19 protein-coding genes are annotated in these 20,345 nt (G+C 59.5%); 10 read left to right on the top strand and 9 right to left on the bottom strand.

Going from position 1 to position 20,345, the window contains the following annotated elements:
- Positions 1 to 13 precede the first annotated feature (13 nt).
- Positions 14 to 1,255, top strand: a complete 1,242-nt coding sequence (locus tag H1Y61_RS21920; RefSeq protein ID WP_180574820.1) for a saccharopine dehydrogenase family protein — start codon at positions 14 to 16, stop codon at positions 1,253 to 1,255.
- A 158-nt stretch (positions 1,256 to 1,413) separates the two neighbouring features.
- Here the strand turns inward: H1Y61_RS21920 and H1Y61_RS21915 are convergent, their stop codons facing one another.
- The 5 genes from H1Y61_RS21915 to H1Y61_RS21895 form a co-directional block, all read right to left on the bottom strand.
- Positions 1,414 to 3,150, bottom strand: coding sequence for an acetyl/propionyl/methylcrotonyl-CoA carboxylase subunit alpha (locus H1Y61_RS21915; protein WP_180574819.1), 1,737 nt, complete (start codon positions 3,148 to 3,150; stop codon positions 1,414 to 1,416).
- 20 nt (positions 3,151 to 3,170) lie between these two features.
- Complete coding sequence (locus H1Y61_RS21910; RefSeq protein ID WP_180574818.1) at positions 3,171 to 4,802, bottom strand: 5-oxoprolinase subunit B/C family protein; 1,632 nt, start codon at positions 4,800 to 4,802, stop codon at positions 3,171 to 3,173.
- Positions 4,803 to 4,809: 7 nt separating this feature from the next.
- Positions 4,810 to 5,616, bottom strand: a complete 807-nt coding sequence (locus H1Y61_RS21905) for a putative hydro-lyase (RefSeq protein ID WP_156537196.1) — start codon at positions 5,614 to 5,616, stop codon at positions 4,810 to 4,812.
- A 115-nt stretch (positions 5,617 to 5,731) separates the two neighbouring features.
- On the bottom strand, positions 5,732 to 6,496 hold the full coding sequence (locus H1Y61_RS21900) for a LamB/YcsF family protein (RefSeq protein WP_180574817.1): 765 nt from the start codon (positions 6,494 to 6,496) through the stop codon (positions 5,732 to 5,734).
- 35 nt (positions 6,497 to 6,531) lie between these two features.
- Positions 6,532 to 7,809 carry an NRAMP family divalent metal transporter gene (locus H1Y61_RS21895; protein ID WP_180574816.1) on the bottom strand — a complete coding sequence of 426 codons (1,278 nt, stop codon included), beginning with the start codon at positions 7,807 to 7,809 and terminating at the stop codon, positions 6,532 to 6,534.
- 285 nt (positions 7,810 to 8,094) lie between these two features.
- Here H1Y61_RS21895 and H1Y61_RS21890 point away from each other — a divergent pair, with 285 nt between their 5' ends.
- On the top strand, positions 8,095 to 8,760 hold the full coding sequence (locus tag H1Y61_RS21890; protein WP_180575249.1) for a GntR family transcriptional regulator: 666 nt from the start codon (positions 8,095 to 8,097) through the stop codon (positions 8,758 to 8,760).
- Here the strand turns inward: H1Y61_RS21890 and H1Y61_RS21885 are convergent, their stop codons facing one another.
- Positions 8,761 to 9,225 (bottom strand): Lrp/AsnC family transcriptional regulator, encoded by a 465-nt coding sequence (locus H1Y61_RS21885; RefSeq protein WP_180574815.1) that lies wholly within the window; start codon positions 9,223 to 9,225, stop codon positions 8,761 to 8,763. It abuts the gene before it with no gap.
- Between the two features lie 162 nt (positions 9,226 to 9,387).
- Between H1Y61_RS21885 and H1Y61_RS21880 the strand changes: the two genes are divergently transcribed.
- Entirely contained in the window at positions 9,388 to 10,401 is a 1,014-nt protein-coding gene (locus H1Y61_RS21880; RefSeq protein WP_180574814.1) for a 1-aminocyclopropane-1-carboxylate deaminase, read from the top strand.
- Positions 10,402 to 10,449: 48 nt separating this feature from the next.
- On the opposite strand, the gene H1Y61_RS21875 is transcribed toward H1Y61_RS21880, so the two are convergent.
- Together H1Y61_RS21875 and H1Y61_RS21870 are read right to left on the bottom strand one after the other, a co-directional pair.
- The gene (locus H1Y61_RS21875) at positions 10,450 to 10,923 is read right to left on the bottom strand and encodes a hypothetical protein (RefSeq protein WP_180574813.1); all 474 of its coding nucleotides are present in this window, start codon (positions 10,921 to 10,923) and stop codon (positions 10,450 to 10,452) included.
- A 272-nt stretch (positions 10,924 to 11,195) separates the two neighbouring features.
- Positions 11,196 to 12,134: a GNAT family N-acetyltransferase gene (locus H1Y61_RS21870; RefSeq protein ID WP_180574812.1), complete on the bottom strand. Its 939-nt coding sequence runs from the start codon at positions 12,132 to 12,134 to the stop codon at positions 11,196 to 11,198.
- 237 nt (positions 12,135 to 12,371) lie between these two features.
- Between H1Y61_RS21870 and H1Y61_RS21865 the strand changes: the two genes are divergently transcribed.
- Positions 12,372 to 13,295 carry a 2-hydroxyacid dehydrogenase gene (locus tag H1Y61_RS21865; protein WP_180574811.1) on the top strand — a complete coding sequence of 308 codons (924 nt, stop codon included), beginning with the start codon at positions 12,372 to 12,374 and terminating at the stop codon, positions 13,293 to 13,295.
- A gap of 94 nt (positions 13,296 to 13,389) precedes the next feature.
- Positions 13,390 to 14,847 carry an NAD-dependent succinate-semialdehyde dehydrogenase gene (locus H1Y61_RS21860; protein ID WP_180574810.1) on the top strand — a complete coding sequence of 486 codons (1,458 nt, stop codon included), beginning with the start codon at positions 13,390 to 13,392 and terminating at the stop codon, positions 14,845 to 14,847.
- Positions 14,848 to 14,877: 30 nt separating this feature from the next.
- Here H1Y61_RS21860 and H1Y61_RS21855 read toward each other — a convergent pair whose 3' ends face one another.
- A complete protein-coding gene (locus H1Y61_RS21855) occupies positions 14,878 to 15,777 on the bottom strand; it encodes a LysR family transcriptional regulator (RefSeq protein WP_180574809.1) in 900 nt (299 codons plus the stop codon).
- 279 nt (positions 15,778 to 16,056) lie between these two features.
- Here H1Y61_RS21855 and H1Y61_RS21850 point away from each other — a divergent pair, with 279 nt between their 5' ends.
- The 5 genes from H1Y61_RS21850 to H1Y61_RS21830 are packed head-to-tail and all read left to right on the top strand — an operon-like array spanning position 16,057 to position 20,315.
- Positions 16,057 to 16,833 (top strand): 5-oxoprolinase subunit PxpA, encoded by a 777-nt coding sequence (locus tag H1Y61_RS21850; RefSeq protein WP_174083508.1) that lies wholly within the window; start codon positions 16,057 to 16,059, stop codon positions 16,831 to 16,833.
- A gap of 12 nt (positions 16,834 to 16,845) precedes the next feature.
- On the top strand, positions 16,846 to 17,088 hold the full coding sequence (locus H1Y61_RS21845; RefSeq protein WP_156590199.1) for an acetyl-CoA carboxylase: 243 nt from the start codon (positions 16,846 to 16,848) through the stop codon (positions 17,086 to 17,088).
- Positions 17,085 to 18,473, top strand: a complete 1,389-nt coding sequence (locus tag H1Y61_RS21840) for an acetyl-CoA carboxylase biotin carboxylase subunit (protein ID WP_180574808.1) — start codon at positions 17,085 to 17,087, stop codon at positions 18,471 to 18,473. Before H1Y61_RS21845 ends, H1Y61_RS21840 begins: the two co-directional genes overlap by 4 nt.
- A complete protein-coding gene (locus H1Y61_RS21835; RefSeq protein WP_180574807.1) occupies positions 18,473 to 19,348 on the top strand; it encodes a 5-oxoprolinase subunit B family protein in 876 nt (291 codons plus the stop codon). The genes H1Y61_RS21840 and H1Y61_RS21835 overlap by 1 nt, the downstream gene beginning before the upstream one ends.
- Positions 19,338 to 20,315 carry a 5-oxoprolinase subunit C family protein gene (locus tag H1Y61_RS21830; RefSeq protein ID WP_180574806.1) on the top strand — a complete coding sequence of 326 codons (978 nt, stop codon included), beginning with the start codon at positions 19,338 to 19,340 and terminating at the stop codon, positions 20,313 to 20,315. Before H1Y61_RS21835 ends, H1Y61_RS21830 begins: the two co-directional genes overlap by 11 nt.
- Positions 20,316 to 20,345: the final 30 nt, after the last annotated feature.

Genomic DNA, 20,345 nt, shown 5'->3' with positions numbered 1-20,345 from the left:
GTTAGTCCGCATCATGAAGAAGAACGTGCTCATTATCGGCGCTGGCGGCGTCGCCCAGGTCGTTGCGCATAAATGCGCCCAGAACAACGACGTGCTGGGCGATATCCATATCGCCTCGCGCACCAAGGGCAAATGCGACGCCATCATCGCCTCCGTGCATGAAAAGAACGCCATGAAGCAGCCGGGCGTGCTGGAAGGCCATGCGCTTGACGCCCTGGATATTGACGCCACAAAGGCGCTGATCGAAAAGACCGGCTCGCAGATCGTCATCAATGTCGGCACGGCTTTCCTCAACATGTCGGTGCTGCGCGCCTGCATGGATACCGGCGTTGCCTATATCGACACCGCAATCCACGAAGAGCCGAACAAGATCTGTGAAACGCCGCCATGGTATGGAAACTACGAATGGAAGCGGGCTGCTGAGTGTGAAGAGAAGGGCATTACCGCCATTCTCGGTGCTGGTTTCGACCCCGGCGTGGTCAATGCCTATGCCCGCCTTGCCAAGGATGAATATCTCGACAAGGTCACGGATGTCGATATCGTCGATATCAATGCTGGCAGCCATGGCAAATATTTCGCCACCAACTTCGACCCGGAAATCAATTTCCGTGAGTTCACTGGCGTCGTCTATTCCTGGCAGAAGGGCGAATGGCAGGTCAACAAGATGTTCGAGATCGGCAAGGATTACGACCTGCCGGTGGTCGGCACGCGCCGAGCCTATCTCTGCGGTCATGACGAAGTGCATTCGCTGGCCAAGAACATGGACGGTGCCGATGTGCGTTTCTGGATGGGCTTCGGCGACCACTATATCAACGTGTTTACCGTGCTGAAGAGCATTGGTCTGCTTTCCGAACAGCCGGTCAAGCTGGCCGATGGCTCCGAAGTCGTGCCGCTGAAAGTGGTCAAGGCTTGCCTGCCCGACCCGTCATCGCTAGCGCCCGACTATGAAGGCAAGACCTGCATTGGTGACTATGTGAAGGGTCTGAAGGACGGCAAGGAAAAGACCGTCTTCATCTACAATGTCGCTGACCATAAGGAAGCCTATAACGAAGTCGGCTCCCAGGGCATTTCCTACACGGCTGGCGTTCCGCCCGTCGCGGCTGCCATGCTGGTTGCGACCGGCGAATGGGACGTGAAGAAAATGGCCAATGTCGAAGAATTACCGCCACGGCCTTTCCTCAACATCCTCAACCATATCGGCCTGCCGACCCGCATCAAGGATGAAGACGGCGACCGCGCGCTGGATTTTTCGTAAGTTTCGAGAAACCCACATTCTTCGTCACCCTCGGGCTTGTCCCGAGGGTCTGCTGCCCGATAAGGCAACCTCCTACATCGGCTGGAAAATCGTTGTGACGCCAACGCAGGCAGATGCTCGGGACAAGCCCGAGCATGACGAAGCGTTGCGGCGCGTCGTTAAGCGACAATCTTCAAGAGCAGGCTTCCCGCAGCCAGATAATCACCTTCGCTTGCAACGAGATTGACGGTTCCGGCTGTTGTCGCGGTGATCTGGGTTTCCATCTTCATCGCCTCCATGACAGCGAGAAGATCACCTGCCGCAACCCGATCTCCATCCTTCACCTTGAAAGACTGAACCGTGCCGGACACCGGGGCGGCTATTGCGCCTTTTTCCGGCGTATTTCCCGCATCACTTGTTACGGCCTGTCCGGCATTGACTGAGAGACTGCCAAAGCCTGCGAGAAGCTGGGCCGGAATGCCGAGGGCATGGCGCTTGCCATCGATTTCAACATGGGTGCGGATCAGCGACGTGTCGGCGGCTGGCTCTGGTCGCATAGCTGCTTCAGGCATGGCGGCGAAATCGGTTTCGATCCAGCGGGTATGGACCTTGAAACCATCAGTGCCGATGAAATCGTCGGTTTCCATCGCGGCACGGTGGAAGGGTAGCACGGTTGCCACGCCTTCGATCTGGAATTCCTTCAGGGCGCGTCTCGCCCTTTGCAAGGCTTGCTCGCGGGTGGCACCGGTGACGATCAGCTTGGCCATCAGCGAATCGTAGACGCCGGGAATAGTGGAGCCGGTATCGACGCCGCTATCGAGCCGCACGCCGGGGCCGGACGGGGCCGCAAACCGGGTGATCGTGCCCGGTGTCGGCAGAAAGCCCCGGCCCGGATCTTCGGCATTGATGCGAAATTCAATGGAATGACCGCGTGGCACGGGTGTTTCCGTAATCGCCAAGGGCAGGCCCTCTGCAATGCGGAACTGTTCGATGACGAGATCGATGCCAGTGGTTTCTTCCGTCACCGGATGCTCGACTTGTAGCCGGGTGTTCACCTCAAGGAACGAAATCGTGCCGTCAACGCCCAGCAGAAATTCCACCGTTCCCGCGCCGCTATAGCCCGCCGCCGCGCAGATCGCTTTTGCCGCGTCATGGATGGATTGGCGCTGCGTATCGATGAGGAAAGGAGCCGGGGCTTCTTCCACCAGTTTCTGATTGCGTCGCTGCAAGGAGCAATCGCGGGTGCCGAGCACCAGCACGGTGCCGTGCTTATCGGCAATCACCTGCGCTTCGATATGGCGGGGCCGGTCGAGGAAGCGCTCCAAAAAGCATTCGCCACGGCCAAAAGCCACGGTCGCCTCGCGGACTGCCGATGCGTAAAGCTCCGGAATCTCCTCCATTTTCCAGGCGACTTTCAAGCCGCGTCCGCCGCCGCCATGGGCCGCCTTGATGGCGACCGGCAGGCCGTGGCGCTCAGCAAAGGCAATCACCTCCTCGGCGGTGTCCACCGGCCCATCGCTGCCCGCCACCAGTGGCGCACCGACGCTGGTGGCAATCCGCCGTGCCTCGACCTTGTCGCCCAGCGCTTCGATGACTTGCGGATCAGGGCCGATCCAGGTCAGACCGGCATCGATGACCGCCCGCGCAAATTCGGCGCGCTCCGACAGGAAGCCGTAGCCGGGATGGACGGCGTCCGCGCCGGATCGTTTGGCAATGTCGATCAGCTTGGCGATATCGAGATAGGTTTCAGACGGCTTGGCACCGGACAGCCCATAGGCCTCATCGGCAAGCTGCACAAATAGCGCGTCGATATCCGGATCGGCATAGACCGCAACGGATTGTAGCCCGTAATCGCGACAGGCGCGGATGATGCGAACGGCGATTTCGCCCCGGTTGGCGATCAGCACTTTCTTCATCGGTGTCTCCTCTTTTATCACTATGCGTTCGCGGCAGGGCCAAGGACAGGGGTGGGTGCGATGTCTGCGAAGGGTGCAATGGGCCGGAAGCGGATGCGGGCGTTGATCGGGATCTGTCCCGCAAGATCCAGATGATATTCGGCAACCGTGCCAATGACAGGATAGCCACCGGTCAGCGGATGGTCTGCCAAGAACAGCACCGGCTGGCCGCTATGCGGCACCTGAATGGCCCCGGTGGCGGTGCCTTCGCTTGGCAGTTCGGCGGTATCGATCCGTTCCAGCGGCACGTCGCCCGCAAGCCTGATACCGACGCGGCTGGATTGCGGCGTCACCTGCCAAAGCTGGTCCGTCAGCGTCGCCAGACCATCTTCGGTAAACCAATCGGTGCGCGGCCCAAGCACAACGTCCAGCGTGACGATATCACCTGTGCTCGGGAGGTTCTGCGGCGCAGATTCGTGCAGTGAAACGGCGGTGAGGCCCTCGCTGTTGCCCTTCAGGGTTAGAACCGTGCCTGCCGTCACCGGCTCAGGGCCAACCACGGCCAGCGTATCGGTGGCATAGCTGCCCAGCACCGGCTGGACTGCAAAGCCACCGCGCACGGCAAGATAGCTGCGCATGCCCTTAGGTGGCTGGCCAAGGCTGATGGTATCACCGGATTCCAGCGCAATCGGCTGATAGGTTTCAGCCTGAGTGACTCGGCCTGAGACATCCCGAATAGTGACCGGGCAGGGCGCACCGGTCAGCGTAATGACGGCGCGACTATCGCTTTCAAAGGAAAATCCGCCGAGGGTAATTTCCAGGCAAGGATAGCCAGATGGATTGCCCACCACACGATTGGCGGCCTTCAAAGCCCCTTGGTCCAAAGCGCCGGAGGCGGAAACGCCTTGGCCGGTCTGGCCGAGACGGCCAAGGTCCTGGAACACCGCAGGCATGGGGGCAGTCAGTACGGTCAAATGCCCCGCGCCATTCGTCTCGGAAAGCCCACCAGACGGACTGGCAGGAGCTGCTGCGCTTGCAGGAATAACAACGGGATGGACCGCTTTTGCCATATCGGTGAAGCGAACCTGATAGCCAGGCTGAAACAGTGCTGGCGGATCACGGCTGAGATCCCACATTTTCACCGGTGTGACGCCAATGATTTGCCAGCCGCCGGGGCTGGCCTGCGGATAGACCCCGCTGAAGGCGCCTGCCAGTGCCACGGCGCCAGCGGGAATGCGGGTGCGCGGGCTTTTGCGGCGCGGCACGTGCAAGGCCGGGTCGCCACCGACGAGATAGCCGAAGCCCGGCGCAAAGCCACAAAAAGCAACCGTAAACGTGCTTTCCGTATGGCGGCGGATAACTTCTTCAATCGCAAGTCCGGTCAGTTCTGCCACATCGGCCAGATCTTCGCCGTCATAGTCTACGGGTATTTCGACCAGATGATCGGATGGGGCCAGTTTGGCTGAAAGGTCGCGGGTACTGACCTCAGCCGCCAGGGCTTGCGCGCTGATGGTCTGCGGACGAAACCGGATCATCAAGGTCCGGGCGGCAGGCACCATTTCGTCGATGCCGGGGATGGGGCTTGCCTGAAGCGATGCGAACAACGCCAGCGTCTCATCGAGATCGGCAAGCTCGACCAGCATCGTCGTCAGGCTGACGGGGAGAAAGCGCATCGGAACCTCAGGCGTGATAGGCGGAATCGGGAATATCGGTGATGAACATATGGCCGGGCGCATGGGTGATGGCAAAGGGGACGCCCGATGCCATTACGGCTGCCTGCGGGGTGACGCCACAGGCCCAGAACACCGGCACTTCGCCCGGCTCGATGCGGACGGGATCGCCGAATTGCGGCTTGGCCAGATCGACAATGCCGATCTGTTCCGGCGCGCCGACATGAACCGGTGCGCCATGCACAGCCGGGAACCGCCCGGAAATCGTCGCAGCATCGGCCACCCGCGAGGCAGGAATTGGCCGCATCGACACCACCATATTGCCATGCAACCGGCCTGCCGGGCGGCAGGGTTGATTGGTCAGATACATCGGCACATTGCTTTTATCGGTCATGTGGCGGATCTCGATGCCGGCCTCCACCATCGGCGTCTCAAAGGTGAAGCTGCATCCGATCAGGAAGCTGACGAGATCGGGATGCTCGGCCCAGGCGGCGGTGGCATCGGGTGTTTCCTCTGCCAGCTTGCCATCGCGCCAGATCCGGTAGAGCGGCAGATCGGTGCGCAGATCGGCACCTTTGGCGAGTTCCGTCAGATGCGAGCCGGGATCGGAAACGTCAAGAACCGGGCAGGCTTTGGGATTGCGCTGCGCATAGAGCAGGAAGTCAAAAGCCCAGTCGCGCGGCAGGACGATCATATTAGCCTGAGTGAAGCCAGGGGCAATGCCGGAAGTCGGCTCCACGTCTCCACTGCGATAACGGGCGCGGGCAGCACGCGCCGGTTCGACATCCCAATGCGCCAGATGCTTCAAGGCAATCATCGTCTCTCTCCCTAGAGCATGTCGCGCAAAAGTGTGCAGCGGTTTTGCGGTAACGACATGCGTAAAAACAAAAACTTAAAGCGTGTTGCTTGAGGCTGATAAGCCGCAACACGCTTTAAGCAGTTACAAACGACTGCATGGCAATGCCCTCAGCCTCAAATCGCCTGCGGATTTCCTGGGCAATGGCGACCGCGCCGGGGCTGTCGCCATGCACGCAGATTGATTGCGCTTCCACCTTGATCACGCTGCCATCGATGGCTTCCAACGTGCCTTGGCGGGCAAGCTGCACCATGCGGCTGGCAATCTTTTCCGCGTCATGCAGCACCGCGCCCGCTTCCCGGCGCGAGACAAGCTGGCCTTGCGGCGTGTAGGCCCGGTCGGCGAAGGCTTCCGCCACGGTACTCAAGCCGGACGTGCGGGCGAGATCAAGGATGGGTGCGCCTGCGAGACCCATCAGCACCAGCGAGGGATCGATGGCTTTGACGGCATCGATCACCGCCTGGCCCTGACGGGCATCATTGGCGATCCGGTTATAGAGCGCCCCATGCGGCTTGACGTAGGTGACGCGGGTGTTGGCCGCCGCCGCCATGCCTTTCAGTGCGCCGATCTGGTAGATCACGTCGGCGATCAGCTCTTCACTGGTCACGTCCATGTCGCGCCGGCCAAAGCCGACGCGATCAGGATAGGAGACATGGGCGCCGATCGATACGCCATTTTCAGCGGCGGCCTTGACGGTTTTCCAGATGCCGGACGGGTCGCCCGCATGAAAACCGCAGGCAATATTGGCGCTGGAAACCACGGCCAGCATGGCCGCATCGTCGCCCATGCTCCATGCGCCGTAGCTTTCCCCAAGGTCGCTGTTGAGATCGATGGCAGCCATGTGCTTTCCTTCCTTGTTTATCAAGGGCCAGCTTTTTACAGGCCGAGCAGGGCGAAGATTGGCCCGACCGATTTATAGGCCATGTACCATGTCAGCGCGCAGGTGAGGACGCCGAGGATCAAAAGCCAGCGCGGATAGCGATAGCCGCCCATCAGGTCGGAGCGCGCCCAGGCGGCATAGATGAAGATCGACAGGCCGATGGGCAGGACGAGACCGTTCAGGCCGCCAACGAAGACCAGCATGGCCGCGGGCGGGGTGGTGATCAGCATGTAGCTTATCAGCGAGAAGGCGATGAAGCCGACAGTGGCAAAATTGCGCTGACGCTCTGTCATGTCTTTCTTGAAGGCGGTGAGGAAGGAGACGGATGTATAGGCCGCACCAATAATGCTGGTCATGGCCGATGCAAGCAGCACCGCGCCGAACAGACGAAAGCCGATATTGCCAGCTGCCGCATGGAAGGCCTGGCCGGCTGGATTGGCAGCCTTGCCGGAGAGGTCGATGACCGTGCCGCTGGCGACAACGCCGAGAATGGCGAGAAACAGGATGTAGCGCAGTACGCCGGTAATGGCGATGCCGCTGAACGCCGCGCGGTTGACGGCACCGATATTCTCAACGCCGCCCATGCCTTTGTCGAGCAGGCGGTGGGCACCAGCATAGGTAATATAGCCGCCGACGGTGCCGCCGACGATGGTGGTGATGGTGGCGAAATCAATCGTGTCAGGCAAAATGGTCTGGCGCAGCGCTTCGGCAACCGGCGGGCCGGAGACGATTGCTGCGTAGAGAATGAGGGCGAGTTTGACGAAGGCCGCAACAAAGACCACCCGGTCCATGGCGACACCTGCCCGGCGAGACAGGAAAATACCGATGGCCGCAAGTGCGCCGATGGCACCGCCGATCTTCGGATCGAGATCGATCATGGCGTTGAAGCCCAGACCGGCGCCGCCGATATTGCCGATATTGAAGAACAACCCGCCAATGATGACCAGCACGGCCAGCACGTAGCCTGAGCCGGGAATGGCGCTGTTGGCAATGGCCGGGGCGCGCATGCGGGTGACTGTGACGAGCCGCCAGATGTTCGCCTGGACGATGAAATCGATAATAATGGAAACGAAGATGCCGAAGGCAAAAGCTGCACCGAGCTTGACGGTGAAAGTGGCTGTCTGAGTAATGAAACCTGGGCCAACAGCCGACATCGACATCAGGAACATGGCCGATAGCAAGGCGTAACGCTTTGCCTTGGCCGATTTCGGCTTGCCCGGATTGCCGTTGGCGTCTGAATCTGCGTCTGCGGTGGCGAGCTTATTTTGCCCCATGGATTTGCTCCGTTTTATCGTCATCCGCCCCTCTGCGGATGATCCATGCAGGCAGTCTGCCACGTTTCACAATTCCGTCAATATTGTTGAACAATTTTATTTTATCGTTCCATCATTCTGTTTATTTCATGGGCGACTTGCCTGCGATATCGGCATGACATGCCAATGGTGTGGGCAAGTCTGCCCCGTTTTCCGCACTGCCTTGCTCTGCCGGAGGGCATCGGCAATAGTCCCGGCGAAGGATGGCCGCCGCTGAACATGTTCGCGGTTGGACAAGAGGGACCTATGGCAGACGAGGATGAAAGCCTTTCGTTGGCGGAGCGACTGGTAACAAAAATCCGCGATCAACTGATCGCCGGGGAGTTGAAGCCGGGCCAGCGGCTGTCGGAGGCAGCACTCAGCACCCGGCTCGACGTGTCGCGCAATTCGCTGCGGGAAGCCTTTCGGCTGCTGACCAAGGATGGCTTGCTGCGCCACGAGGCCAATCGCGGTGTGTTTGTCGCCACTCCCAGCATGGCCTCGATCATCGATATCTACAGGGTGCGACGGCTGGTGGAGTGCAAGGCGCTTGAGCAGGCGTTTTCCGGACATCCTGCCGTCCGGCGGATGCGGTTGGCGGTGGAAACCGCACGGGCCTGTCGCAATAGCCGTGACTGGCTGGGGGTCGGCAGCGCCAATATGCAGTTTCACGCCGCTATCGTCGATCTCGCCGACAGCAGCCGCCTCAGTGACTTTTATACCCGAATCGCTGCGGAACTACGATTGAGCTTCGGCCTGCTGGACGATCCGGAACTGTTGCATGCGCCCTTCGTGGAATTGAATGGCGAAATCCTTGGCCTGCTGGAAGCCGACAAGGCGGAAGAAGCGGCTGTCGCGCTGGATGCCTATCTGGTTCGCTCCGAACGCACGGTGTTGGCGGCATTTGCCCGCGCCACGGCAGATGCGGGCTAATCAGAATTCCAGCGCCCGGTTATCGACCACTTCCTTCATCACGAAGAAGGTTCGGGTTTGCCGCACGCCGGGCAGGGCGATCAGCTGGCTGCCATGAATCCGGTTGAAATCGGCCATATCGCCGACCCGAATTTTCAGGAAATAATCGAAATCACCGGCCACCAGATGGCAATCCAGCACGAATGTCAGTTTGGCCACCGCCGCTTCAAACGCGGCAAAACTGTCCGGTGTTGACCGGTCCAACACCACGCCGACCATGACCAACGCCGCCCGGTTGACCTTGGCGGGTGCCACCATGGCCCGTACACCGGTGATATAGCCCTGCGCAAACAGCTTCTGCGTACGCCTATGGCAAGTCGCCGGGCTGATCGAGACCTGCTCGGCCAGTTCGGCATTGGTCAGGCGCCCGTTTTTCTGCAACAGGCGGATCATTTTCAGGTCGATGCGATCCAGCGATTCACTCATGGAAGAAGCTTTCATTTATATGGATTGGATAGCAGACTTTGCATCATATTCTTCGAAAAAAATGAATTATGAGGCGCTTTATATTGTAAATTAGAAAGCACCTTTCACATCCAAAAGTCTAGCATCCGACCATTATCAACCCCCATTTTCAATGAGGATGCCATGCTCGATGCTTTTGAACGTTACCCGCTGACCTTCGGCCCCACACCGATCGAGAAGCTGGAGCGGCTGACCGATCATCTCGGTGGCAAAGTGCAACTTTACGCCAAGCGGGACGATTGCAATTCGGGTCTGGCCTTTGGCGGCAACAAGCTGCGCAAGCTGGAATATATCATCCCGGATGCCATTGCCTCTGGCGCTGATACGCTGGTGTCGATTGGCGGCGTCCAGTCCAACCATACCCGCATGGTGGCGGCGGTTGCTGCCAAGATCGGCTTCAAATGCCGACTCGTGCAGGAAGCCTGGGTACCGCATGAAGACGCGGTTTACGACCGGGTCGGCAATATCATGCTGTCACGCATTATGGGCGCGGATGTTCGGCTGGTCGATGACGGGTTCGATATCGGCATTCGCCGCAGTTGGGAGGAGGCAATTGAAGAGGTGAAGGCGGCGGGCGGCAAGCCCTATGCTATCCCGGCTGGCGCTTCCGTGCATAAATATGGTGGGCTTGGCTATGTCGGCTTTGCCGAGGAAGTGCGGGCGCAGGAAGCGGCTTTGGGATTTGCGTTCGATTATATCGTCGTCTGCACCGTCACCGGTTCAACCCATGCTGGCATGGCGGTTGGCTTTGCCAAGGATGGCCGCGCCGACCATGTCATCGGCATCGATGCCTCTTTCACCCCGGATCAAACCCGCACCCAAGTGCTGGAGATTGCCCAGCGCACAGCGGATCTGGTCAAGCTTGGCCGTGAGATGCGCCCGGTTGATATCGTCCTGGTTGAGGATTATGCCTATCCGGTTTATGGCGTCCCTTCGGAAGAAACCAAGGATGCCATTCGTCTTGTGGGCCGTCTGGAGGGTATGATCACCGATCCCGTCTATGAGGGGAAATCCATGCAGGGCATGATTGATCTGGTGAAGAAGGGATATTTCCCGGAAGGCTCGAAAGTGCTCTACGCCCATTTGGGCGGTGCGCCTGCCCTGAACGGCTATGGGTATGCGTTTCGCAACGGCTGAAACCATCAGATAGACGACCGGCCCGAAAAGGGCCGGTCTGTAGACATTTCAGCCGCGGACGCCAGCCTTCTTGGGGGCAAATGTGGCGCGAGTCGTGGTGGTCGCAGTCGGCATCCGATCCACAGGGCGGCGGTTGCTGTTGGCAGAGACGGTGCGCATGCCGACCGGGCGGATAATGGTCTTGGCAGCGGCGGGACGGGCGACCGGGGTGGGGGCCGGTGCAGGCACAGCCTTGGCCTTCTGGGCCAGCGTAACCCAGCGCATGATGGCTTCAAAAGCATGGCGACCTTCGCGGCGCGCGATGGCGAGGCCCTCTTCACTGAGCAGACAGGTGGCGCCGATTTCTTTCCAGTTCGGACGTCCGCCATGCAAAGGTGGGGTGGCCTGACGAACGATCAGCCCGAGCATATAGCTGCGCAAATTCTGATAATCGGATTTGGCAAGTGCCGGCGCAAGCCGCACTTCGCAAAAGGTTTCGATTTTCCGATGAAATACCGGAGCGGAAGGGGTCAATCTTGGCATAATACTCGCAACTCATGAATGGCCCGGCGGTGAGATGCCGGGGTGGCGCTGCTACAGCATAATCGGCCCGACCGCAAGCGATTGGGTTGAAAATTATGCAGTATATTGAATATGTTACAGCGTGACGCAGATGTCGTCGCCGACGCATCGCGCTGTAAGACATGGATGTTAAAAAAGTCTTGCATCAGCCAAAGGGAGAGACCGCGAAGCAGCGGTCAATCACCTGCGAACCGATAGGGGAGCGCCGCTTTACGACTGTCCGGGTGTCTTAGTCAACCCAGTGCCTGGCTCGCCAATCCATAAGTTATGGCATGGGGCTCCGAGTGGCCCTTGCCATCGGCACCCGGTTCCCCTTTTGGTCCGACCGGCCAGGGTGCTCGCTGTGACATGGTGGTGACGGTATCGAACAAGGAAAGCCCGGATTCCAGCAGGAATTCCGCAAAGACACCGGAGCTATGCCGCGTATCCAGCCGCAGGAACCGCCCCTGATGGCGTGCGACATGAGGTCGCGTCACGGCGATGGCATCTTCATCGCTTGCGGCGACCACCGGGCCGATCACGTGACCGCGCCCGAAGGGCCGCGACAGCGAGAAACCGACGATTTTACCGGCGCGCAGCAGTGCCACGCCTTCGGACAGGGGCAGGAGGTTGGCAAGCCAGCGCTGTCGATTTGCACCGAAGGCAATTTCATCCAGCGCAGCGAGATCCGGCAAATCCTCGGGTTTTATCACGCGCAGCTGTGCGCCATCGGTGGGCTTTACGGTCTCCGGTGGCAGCCTTGCCTCGGATAGCCTTGCCTCGCCTTGGTACTGAAAGACCGGAGCCTCGATGGCAAAGCCGATACTGCGATAGAGGCGTCTTGCCGCACGGGTAGAGTTCAGCCCCAGCCGTGCGAAGGGGATGCTGGCGAGGATATGCTCCATCAGCCAGCGGCCCGTGCCCAGCGTTTGCAGGCGTGGCGAGGTAATCACCATGCCGATGGTGGCGAAATTTTCGTCCATGGTAAACCACATGGCCGAGCCAAGCACTCGGTCAATAGGGTCAATGGCCGCGACGCCTTGGCCATTTGCCAGCAGAAAAGCCCAATCCTCAGTCCTGTGCGGCCAGCCGACGGCGACGGAAAGACCATGCAGGCGATCGATGCCGACGTCATGAATATCTGTTAACGTCAGTTCAAAGGATTCCACCTGGATCGACGTTTTCACCGTCACATTGAATTCCTTGCATTGGGTCGGTTTGCAGAGGATGCCGCCGATGCTTATCTAAAACCGTCCAAGGCAATAGATTCTACTGAAACCGCATGAATTTCCAGCAGGTTTTATCGAAAAAACTGCCAAGAGCGACACTTAGCCTGATGAAAGCGCGTTACGTTCACCTCCAACTCTCATTTTTTCTCGCACCGGCCTCGTCAATGACGCCGGATGGGACCGTCCAGCTCTAGGATAATCATGGCCTTTCTCTTCAACTCAGATCCGGTGCGTGGCGCGGTCTTCGCGCAGGCCTTCGCGCGTGACATGCCCGATGTGGATTTTCATGTCGCGCCATCGCCGGTTGATCCCAAACATGTCCGCTACCTGATGACCTGGGCGATGCCGGAGGCAATCGAGCGTTATACCAATCTCGAAGTGCTGTTTTGCATCGGCGCCGGTGTTGATCAGTTCTATCCCGGCCGGCTGCCCGATACCGTCAAGCTGGTGCGGATGGTGGAGGATGGAATCGTGCGGATGATGCAGGAATATATTACGCTGGCCGTGCTTTCTGTTCACCGCAAACTGCCAGCCTATCTTCACCAGCAGCAACAAGGTGAATGGCAGCCCCTGCCGATATACCAGGCACTTGGGCAACGGGTGACGGTGCTGGGCCTGGGCCTGCTGGGGCAGGCGGCGCTGGAGCGGCTGAAGCCTTTCGGTTTTCAACTGTCAGGCTGGAGCCGTTCGCCGCGTGAAATCGATGGCGTTACCTGCCATGCCGGAATAGAGGTGCTGCCGGATCTGCTGGAGCAGACCGATATTCTCGTCTGTCTTTTGCCGCTGACAGCCGAGACCCGGCATTTCCTCAATGCCGACCTTTTTGCCCGCCTGCCGCGTGGTGCAGCACTCGTCCACGCCGGGCGTGGTGCGCAACTGGATCAGACGGCGTTGCTGGCAGCGCTCGAGAGCGGCCATCTCGCCAGCGCCTTTCTCGATGTCACCGATCCTGAGCCGCTACCACCGGACCATCCGCTGTGGCGACAGGCGAATGTGATCATCACACCCCATATTGCCAGCGTCACCCAACCGGAAACGGCGGCCATTGCGGTGATCGACAATATCCGCCGTCATCGCGCTGGTGAAGAGATGATTGGCCTTGTTGATCGTGAGCGCGGATATTAAAGATTTTCCAACTCCAACGGTGCCAGCGACGGCATCTCTACCTATGTTTCAACGGCAGGACGGACCTTTCGTCTCACTCAATTGAGGACTTTCTATGCATAATCTCAAAGACAAGACCTTGCTGCGCCAGCAGGGCCTGATCGGCGGCGAATGGGTCGATGCCGCATCCAACAAGGTGATCGACGTTATCGATCCGGCCACGCAAGCGGCGAGCGGCACGGTGCCGGATATGGGCGCCGACGACACACGCGCCGCCATCAAGGCTGCCGAAAAGGCCTTCAAGCTCTGGAAGAGAAAGACCCATGCCGAGCGCGCCGGGCTGCTGGAAGCCTGGTACGGCCTGATGATCGAGCATGTCGAGGATCTGGCGCTGATTCTGACAATGGAACAGGGCAAGCCGCTGGATGAGGCGCGAGGCGAAATCCGCTACGGTGCCTCCTTCGTCAAATGGTTTGCGGAAGAGGCCCGCCGCATCGGTGGCCATACCATTCCCTCGCCAACCACCGATCGCCGCATCGTTGTGCTGAAGGAGCCAGTTGGGGTCTGCGGCATCATCACGCCCTGGAATTTCCCCAATGCGATGATTACCCGCAAGGTGGCTCCAGCCTTGGCGGCGGGCTGCACCGTGGTCATCAAGCCCTCGGATTTCACGCCCTATTCGGCGCTGGCGCTGGGTGTGCTGGCCGAACGCGCCGGTATTCCGGCGGGTGTCATCAATATCGTCACCGGCATGCCGACCGAGATCGGCAATGAAATCATGGCCAATGACGTGGTGCGCAAGATTTCCTTCACCGGCTCGACCCGGGTCGGATCGCTGCTGATGCGCGGTGCCGCCGATACGATCAAGAAGCTCAGCCTGGAGCTGGGCGGCAATGCGCCGTTCATCGTGTTTGACGATGCCGATCTTGATCTGGCAGTCGAAGGTGCGATCCTCTGCAAATTCCGCAATGGTGGCCAGACCTGCGTTTGCGCCAACCGCATCCTGGTTCAATCAGGCGTATACGATGCCTTCGCGGCCAAGCTGACGGCACGCGTCAATGCCATGAAGGTTGGCCCTGGAACTGAGAAAGGGGTCTCCATCGGGCCGATGATCAACGAGGCCGCGATTGGCAAGATCCGCCAGCATGTCGAGGATGCCGTTTCCAAGGGCGCGAAGATCGCCACCGATGCGCACAGATTGCCGCAGGGTTCGCAGTTTACGGCACCGGTGGTCTTGACCGGTGCGACAACCGACATGCTGCTGGCCAGCGAGGAGACTTTCGGTCCGGTTGCGCCGCTGTTCAAGTTCGAAACCGAGGAAGAAGCGTTGGAGATTGCCAATGGTACGCCCTTCGGTCTGGCTGCTTATTTCTACACCGAAAGCCTGAAGCGCTCCTGGCGGGTGGCCGAGGCGCTGGAAGCGGGGATGATCGGCCTGAATACCGGGGCGATTTCCACGGAAGTGGCACCGTTTGGCGGCGTCAAGCAGTCCGGCCTTGGCCGCGAAGGCGCACAGATCGGCATTGAGGAATATCTGGAAATGAAGACTTTCCATATCGGCGGTCTGGCCTGATATTCGCTTATGGTTCCGGGGCAGGGAAACCTACCCCGGAATATGAAAGGCCCGCCGGAAATAGGCGCGGAACGCCTCCATGGCCGGGCTGAAGTCCGCATTGCGTCGCCACGCAAGGCCAACATCCATGGATGGTACCGGATCGGTCAGCGTGACCGTCTCGATCCGTCTGCCCTCCAGCGACCATGGCCGATGCACCATATCGGAGAGAATGGCGACGCCCTGGCCATTGGCAACCAGTGAGCGCACGGCTTCGACCGAGGATGTCCGCAACGTCACCTTCGGCTGGTAGGGTGTCGGGCTCCAGTATTTCAGCGTGGTATGGGACGCTTCGTCCACGGTCAGCATGATATAGTTTTCCTCCGCGACGTCCTTCAGCCCGACCGAGGGACGGGTCAGTAGCGGATGGCGGGCGGGCAGCCAGAGCCGCCGCTGCGAATTCAGCAGGGTTTCGGTGGTCAGTTCCGGGTTGAGAATGTTTGAGGTCAGCAGCACGGCGACGTCATATCGATTGGCGAGCAGGCCTTCCTCGACGCTTTCCCGGTTGAGTTCGAACAGTTGAATATCGACGCCCGGAAATTGCCGTTTCAACCGCTCGATATGCAGCGGCAGAAAATAACCGATCACCGTATAGCTGGCAGCGACGCTGAGTTTTCCCTGCACCTTGCCGGTGACGGGATTGAGCGTGGTGATGTCATCAACCTTTCGCAGAATATCATAGGCCTGGGATAGCAGCAGACGTCCGGCTTCTGTCAGGTCCATGCCGTGCGGCGTACGCTCGAACAGCGGCGCGCCGACAATGGTTTCAAGCTCCTTGATCGCCGTGGTCACCGCCGATTGCGAGATGGCGAGGTTGATGGCGGCCTGCGAGACCTGCCCGGATTCAGCGGTCGCCACGAAATAGCGGATCTGGCGTAGACTGAGCGACATGACGCGAACTCCCATCGTTATTTTTGATAGCATCATCTGAAAATCAGAATGATTAATCTTCTGATTGTGGCGGCTGAGATATTCGCCTGCATTGTGTGGTCTACAGGACGAAAAACATTCAAACTTTTCTCTGGGTCCTCCACACTCCTATCATCAGTAAATCAGATAATGGCTTTCTGAAAATACCATTTTTCAAATGACGGTTTTCTGCCTACCTTTTTCTGACGAAAATGATGGCACTTGAGTTTTTTGCATAAAAATAAAGCATAGAGGTTCCCTGTGGCGCTTGAATCTGTCGATATCAATTGTGATCTGGGCGAGGCCTTTGGCCGCTGGCGGGTCGGCGATACCGCCGATCAGGCTTTGATGGGGCTTATCAGTTCTGCCAATATCGCCACCGGCTTTCATGCTGGCGACCCCAACTTGATGGATGAGACCGTGCGGCTGGCGGTGGAACATGGTGTCGGTATCGGCGCTCATCCCGGTTACGATGATCTCCAGGGCTTTGGGCGGCGTAAGATCAATGGCACGCCGCGCGAATTGGTCAACGATATCGTCTATCAGGTGGGAGCGCTGAAGGAATTCGTGCGCCGCCATGGCGCAAGTCTGCAACATGTGAAGCCGCACGGCGCGCTTTATATGGAAATGGCTGTCAATCCCGAACTGGCGCAGCTTTTCGTGCACTATATGCGCACCGCCAGCCCCAATGCCTATGTGCTGTGCATGGCAGGTTCGGCCACCGAAATTGCCGCGCGCGAGGCGGGGCAACCGGTGGCGCGGGAGTTCTACGCTGACCGCGATTATGACGAAAGCGGTTCCATCGTCTTTACCCGCGATGCCGGGCGACCCGATCCTGCCGCCATTGCCCGAAAAGTGCTGCGTGCCTGTCTGGAGGGCAAGGTCACGGCGGTAACGGGTAAGGATATCGAGGTGCCATTCGAGACCATCTGCTTCCATTCCGACACGCTGGGCGCTTTCGATATCGTCCGCCATATGCGCGACGCCCTGGTCGCTGAAGGCATCCGCATTTCGCCTCTTTCAGACATTCTCAAATAACCGGAGACAGCCATGAGCACCCACGAGATCAGATCGCCCCTGCCTGGCACATTCTACCGCAAGCCGTCTCCCGATGCCCCGAGCTTCAAAAATGATGGAGACGCGGTGGCTGAAGGCGATGTTATCGGCCTGATTGAGGTGATGAAGACCTTTCATGAAGTGCATGCGGATGCCGCTGGCACCGGTCTGGTGTTCGTGGCGGAAGACAATGAGCCGATCATGGCCGGTCAGGTGATCGCTGAGGTGCAGGCATGAGTATTTCGTCGCTGCTGGTGGCCAACAGGGGGGAGATTGCCGTTCGGATCATCCAGGCGGCCAAGGCGCAGGGTATTCGCACCGTGCAGGTTCATTCCACCGCCGACCGCGACATGCTGGCGGTGAAACTGGCCGATCAGGCGGTGGAGATTGGCCCGCCATCGGCGGCCAAATCCTATCTGAATATCGAGTCCGTGCTGAAAGCGGCACTGGAAACCGGCGTCGATGCGGTACATCCGGGCTATGGCTTCCTCTCCGAAAACGCCGCTTTTGCCAAGGCCGTCACCGATGCCGGGTTGATTTTCATCGGTCCGAGCCATGAAGCTATCAGCCTGCTTGGTGACAAGGTCGAGGCCCGCAAGGTGGCGATGCAGGCCGGTGTGCCGACTGTGCCGGGTTCAAATGGCCGGGTGGATGACCTGAATGCAGGGCGTGTTATTGTCGAGACAATCGGTTTTCCTGTGATGATCAAGGCGGCTGCCGGTGGCGGTGGCCGGGGCATTCGCATTGCCGAAACCATGGAGGATTTCGAGCGGCATTTCCCGCAGGCATCCTCCGAAGCGTTGGCTGCGTTTGGCGATGGCGGTCTTTACATCGAGAAGGTCATTACCCGCGCCCGCCATGTCGAAGTACAGATCCTCGGCGATGGGGAAAATGCCATTCATTGCTTCGAGCGGGAATGCTCGCTGCAACGCCGCCGCCAGAAGGTTTGGGAAGAAGGTCCATCGGTGCGCCTGCCTGCTGATGTGCGAAAAGCCCTGTGCGCCAGCGCCGTGGCGCTGGCGCGGTCGGTCAATTATCGCGGCGCAGGCACGGTTGAATATCTCTATGATGAGCAGAGCGGCGAATTTTATTTCATCGAGGTCAATACCCGCATCCAGGTCGAGCATCCGGTGACGGAAATGATTACCGGCATCGATCTGGTGCAGGAAATGATCCGCATTGCCGGTGGCGCGTCTTTGTCGCTGCGTCAGGAGGATGTGGTGCTCTCCGGCCACGCTATCGAATGCCGGATCAATGCCGAGGACCCGGCACGTGGCTTTCTGCCCGGTCCCGGCACGGTCTCAACCCTGCACATTCCCGAGGGCGACGGCATCCGCTTCGATACCATGCTCTATGAAGGCTATCAGGTGCCGCCCTTCTACGATTCCCTGCTCGGCAAGCTGATCGTCTGGGCGCAAACCCGTGAAGCCTGCCTGGAAAAGCTTGGCGCGGCGCTGGAGCATTTCGAGATCGGCGGTCTTGCCACCACCATTCCGCTGCACAAAAAGCTGGTGGCTGATCCCTCCGTGCGAAGCGCCGATGTCCATACCCGGTTTCTGGAGCCCTGGCTGGAAACGGCCTTTCCGCCTGCCCAATCTGTTCCCCTGAAGGAGACTGTCTGATGGCGATGCGCTATACATTCGGCGGTGATGAGCATCTGTTCGTGGAATGCAGCGAGGCGATGTCGCTGGAGGCCTTCTTCACCTCGCTTTCGATGACCAACGGCATTTCACAAGCCCGGATCAAGGGCGTTACCGAGATCTGCCCGGCCAATGCCTCTTTCCAGGTCAAGTTCGATCCTGATGTCATTCATCCCGATGACATCCTGAAGGAAGTCCAGGCCATCGAGGTGGCGGCGGCGAAAAGCGATCCGGTGATTGCCACGCGGATCGTCGAAATCCCGGTGTTCTACAACGATCCCTGGACCCATGAGACACTGATGCGGTTTCGTGAGCGGCATCAGGAGCCTGATGGGACCGATCTCGATTATGCCGCCAAGATCAACAATTACTCAAGTGTTGCGGACTTCATCGCCGCCCATGCCGGGTCGCCGTGGTTTGTCTCCATGGTCGGCTTCGTGTCCGGCCTGCCCTTCATGTACCAGATGGTTGAGCGTCAGCGGCAGATCGAGGTGCCGAAATATCTGCGACCCCGCACCGATACGCCGAGGCTGACGGTCGGCCACGGTGGCTGTTTCGGCTGCATCTATTCGGTACGCGGTGCCGGTGGCTATCAGATGTTCGGTATTACCCCGATGCCGATCTACGATCCGACCCAGACCACCTCTTACCTGCGCGACTTCATGGTGTTCTTCAAACCGGGCGATATCGTCAAGTTCAAGCCGGTGGATAGAGACGGTTACGATCAGGCGGTGGAAGAGGTGGACAAGGGCATATTCGTGCCGCCGATCCGCGAGGTGCGCTTTGATCTCTCGGAATTCCAGAAAGACATCGGCGGCTATAACGCAAGGCTGGAGGGCCTTCTCCATGGTCATTAAAGTTTTGCATCAAGGGCTTGCCACCACGGTTCAGGATCTGGGCCGTCCCGGCTATTTTCACCTCGGCATTCCCCAGGGCGGGGCTATGGATCGGCTGGCGCTGAAGGCCGCCAATCTGCTCGTCGGCAACGATGAAGGGGCGGCGGGGCTGGAGGCGGTGTTCATCGGGCCGAAGCTGGAATTTGCCGCTGACACCATGGTCGCCGTCACCGGAGCCGAGATGCCGATCCGGCTAGACGGCGAGGAGCAGCCCGGCTGGACCGCCTTCAAGGTGCGGGCAGGTCAGGTGCTGAGTTTCGATTTCCTGAAGGCGGGGGCGCGGATCTATATTGCTATTGCTGGTGGTATCGATGTTCCGCTGGCGCTCGGATCACGCTCCACCTATGCCATAGGAGCGCTTGGTGGCTTTCAGGGCCGCGCGATTGCTGCTGGAGATCTATTGCCGGTCGGGCAGGCGAAGCCTGTACCGGAAGGCCGGACCATTCCGCAGGCGCTGCGCCGCCGTCCGGGCGCGCCTGCCGAATTGCGCGTGTTGCCCGGTCTCTACTGGGATCGGCTGACGGAAGAGGCAAAGGGCAATTTCTTTGAAGACGAATGGAAGGTAGCGCCGGAAGCCGACCGGATGGGCTACCGGTTTCGGGGCGGGAGCAAGCTGGACTTTGTACCCCGCACCCCGCCGTTTGGGGCAGGCTCCGATCCGTCCAATATTGTCGATAGCTGCTATCCCTACGGCTCGATCCAGGTGCCGGGCGGCAGTGAGCCAATCGTCTTGCACCGCGACGCCGTTTCCGGCGGCGGCTATTTCATGGTCGGCACGGTGATCTCAGCCGATATGGACCTGATCGGCCAATTGCAGCCGCATACGCCGACCCGGTTCGTCAAGGTGAACATGGAGCAGGCATTGGCGGCGCGTCGTGAGCGGCAGGCGATGATCCGCGACATCAGCGCCTCTCTGTCAAACGTGTAGGAGGGCAGGTCATGACAGGGTCGGCGTCAC

The organism is Agrobacterium vitis, assembly GCF_013426735.1.
Taxonomy (GTDB): Bacteria; Pseudomonadota; Alphaproteobacteria; order Rhizobiales; family Rhizobiaceae; genus Allorhizobium; species Allorhizobium vitis_D.
The sequence above is the reverse complement of the archived record's forward strand: the minus strand, read 5'-3'. Positions and strand labels throughout refer to the sequence as shown.

Excerpts from the sequence above, each read along its gene's own strand:
- H1Y61_RS21920 (WP_180574820.1), top strand. The coding sequence starts at position 14 with ATGAAGAAGAACGTGCTCATTATCGGCGCTGGCGGCGTCGCCCAGGTC.
- H1Y61_RS21915 (WP_180574819.1), bottom strand. The coding sequence starts at position 3,150 with ATGAAGAAAGTGCTGATCGCCAACCGGGGCGAAATCGCCGTTCGCATC.
- H1Y61_RS21910 (WP_180574818.1), bottom strand. The coding sequence starts at position 4,802 with ATGCGCTTTCTCCCCGTCAGCCTGACGACGATGCTGGTCGAGCTTGCC.
- H1Y61_RS21905 (WP_156537196.1), bottom strand. The coding sequence starts at position 5,616 with ATGATTGCCTTGAAGCATCTGGCGCATTGGGATGTCGAACCGGCGCGT.
- H1Y61_RS21900 (WP_180574817.1), bottom strand. The coding sequence starts at position 6,496 with ATGGCTGCCATCGATCTCAACAGCGACCTTGGGGAAAGCTACGGCGCA.
- H1Y61_RS21895 (WP_180574816.1), bottom strand. The coding sequence starts at position 7,809 with ATGGGGCAAAATAAGCTCGCCACCGCAGACGCAGATTCAGACGCCAAC.
- H1Y61_RS21890 (WP_180575249.1), top strand. The coding sequence starts at position 8,095 with ATGGCAGACGAGGATGAAAGCCTTTCGTTGGCGGAGCGACTGGTAACA.
- H1Y61_RS21885 (WP_180574815.1), bottom strand. The coding sequence starts at position 9,225 with ATGAGTGAATCGCTGGATCGCATCGACCTGAAAATGATCCGCCTGTTG.
- H1Y61_RS21880 (WP_180574814.1), top strand. The coding sequence starts at position 9,388 with ATGCTCGATGCTTTTGAACGTTACCCGCTGACCTTCGGCCCCACACCG.
- H1Y61_RS21875 (WP_180574813.1), bottom strand. The coding sequence starts at position 10,923 with ATGCCAAGATTGACCCCTTCCGCTCCGGTATTTCATCGGAAAATCGAA.
- H1Y61_RS21865 (WP_180574811.1), top strand. The coding sequence starts at position 12,372 with ATGGCCTTTCTCTTCAACTCAGATCCGGTGCGTGGCGCGGTCTTCGCG.
- H1Y61_RS21860 (WP_180574810.1), top strand. The coding sequence starts at position 13,390 with ATGCATAATCTCAAAGACAAGACCTTGCTGCGCCAGCAGGGCCTGATC.
- H1Y61_RS21855 (WP_180574809.1), bottom strand. The coding sequence starts at position 15,777 with ATGTCGCTCAGTCTACGCCAGATCCGCTATTTCGTGGCGACCGCTGAA.
- H1Y61_RS21845 (WP_156590199.1), top strand. The coding sequence starts at position 16,846 with ATGAGCACCCACGAGATCAGATCGCCCCTGCCTGGCACATTCTACCGC.
- H1Y61_RS21840 (WP_180574808.1), top strand. The coding sequence starts at position 17,085 with ATGAGTATTTCGTCGCTGCTGGTGGCCAACAGGGGGGAGATTGCCGTT.
- H1Y61_RS21835 (WP_180574807.1), top strand. The coding sequence starts at position 18,473 with ATGGCGATGCGCTATACATTCGGCGGTGATGAGCATCTGTTCGTGGAA.
- H1Y61_RS21830 (WP_180574806.1), top strand. The coding sequence starts at position 19,338 with ATGGTCATTAAAGTTTTGCATCAAGGGCTTGCCACCACGGTTCAGGAT.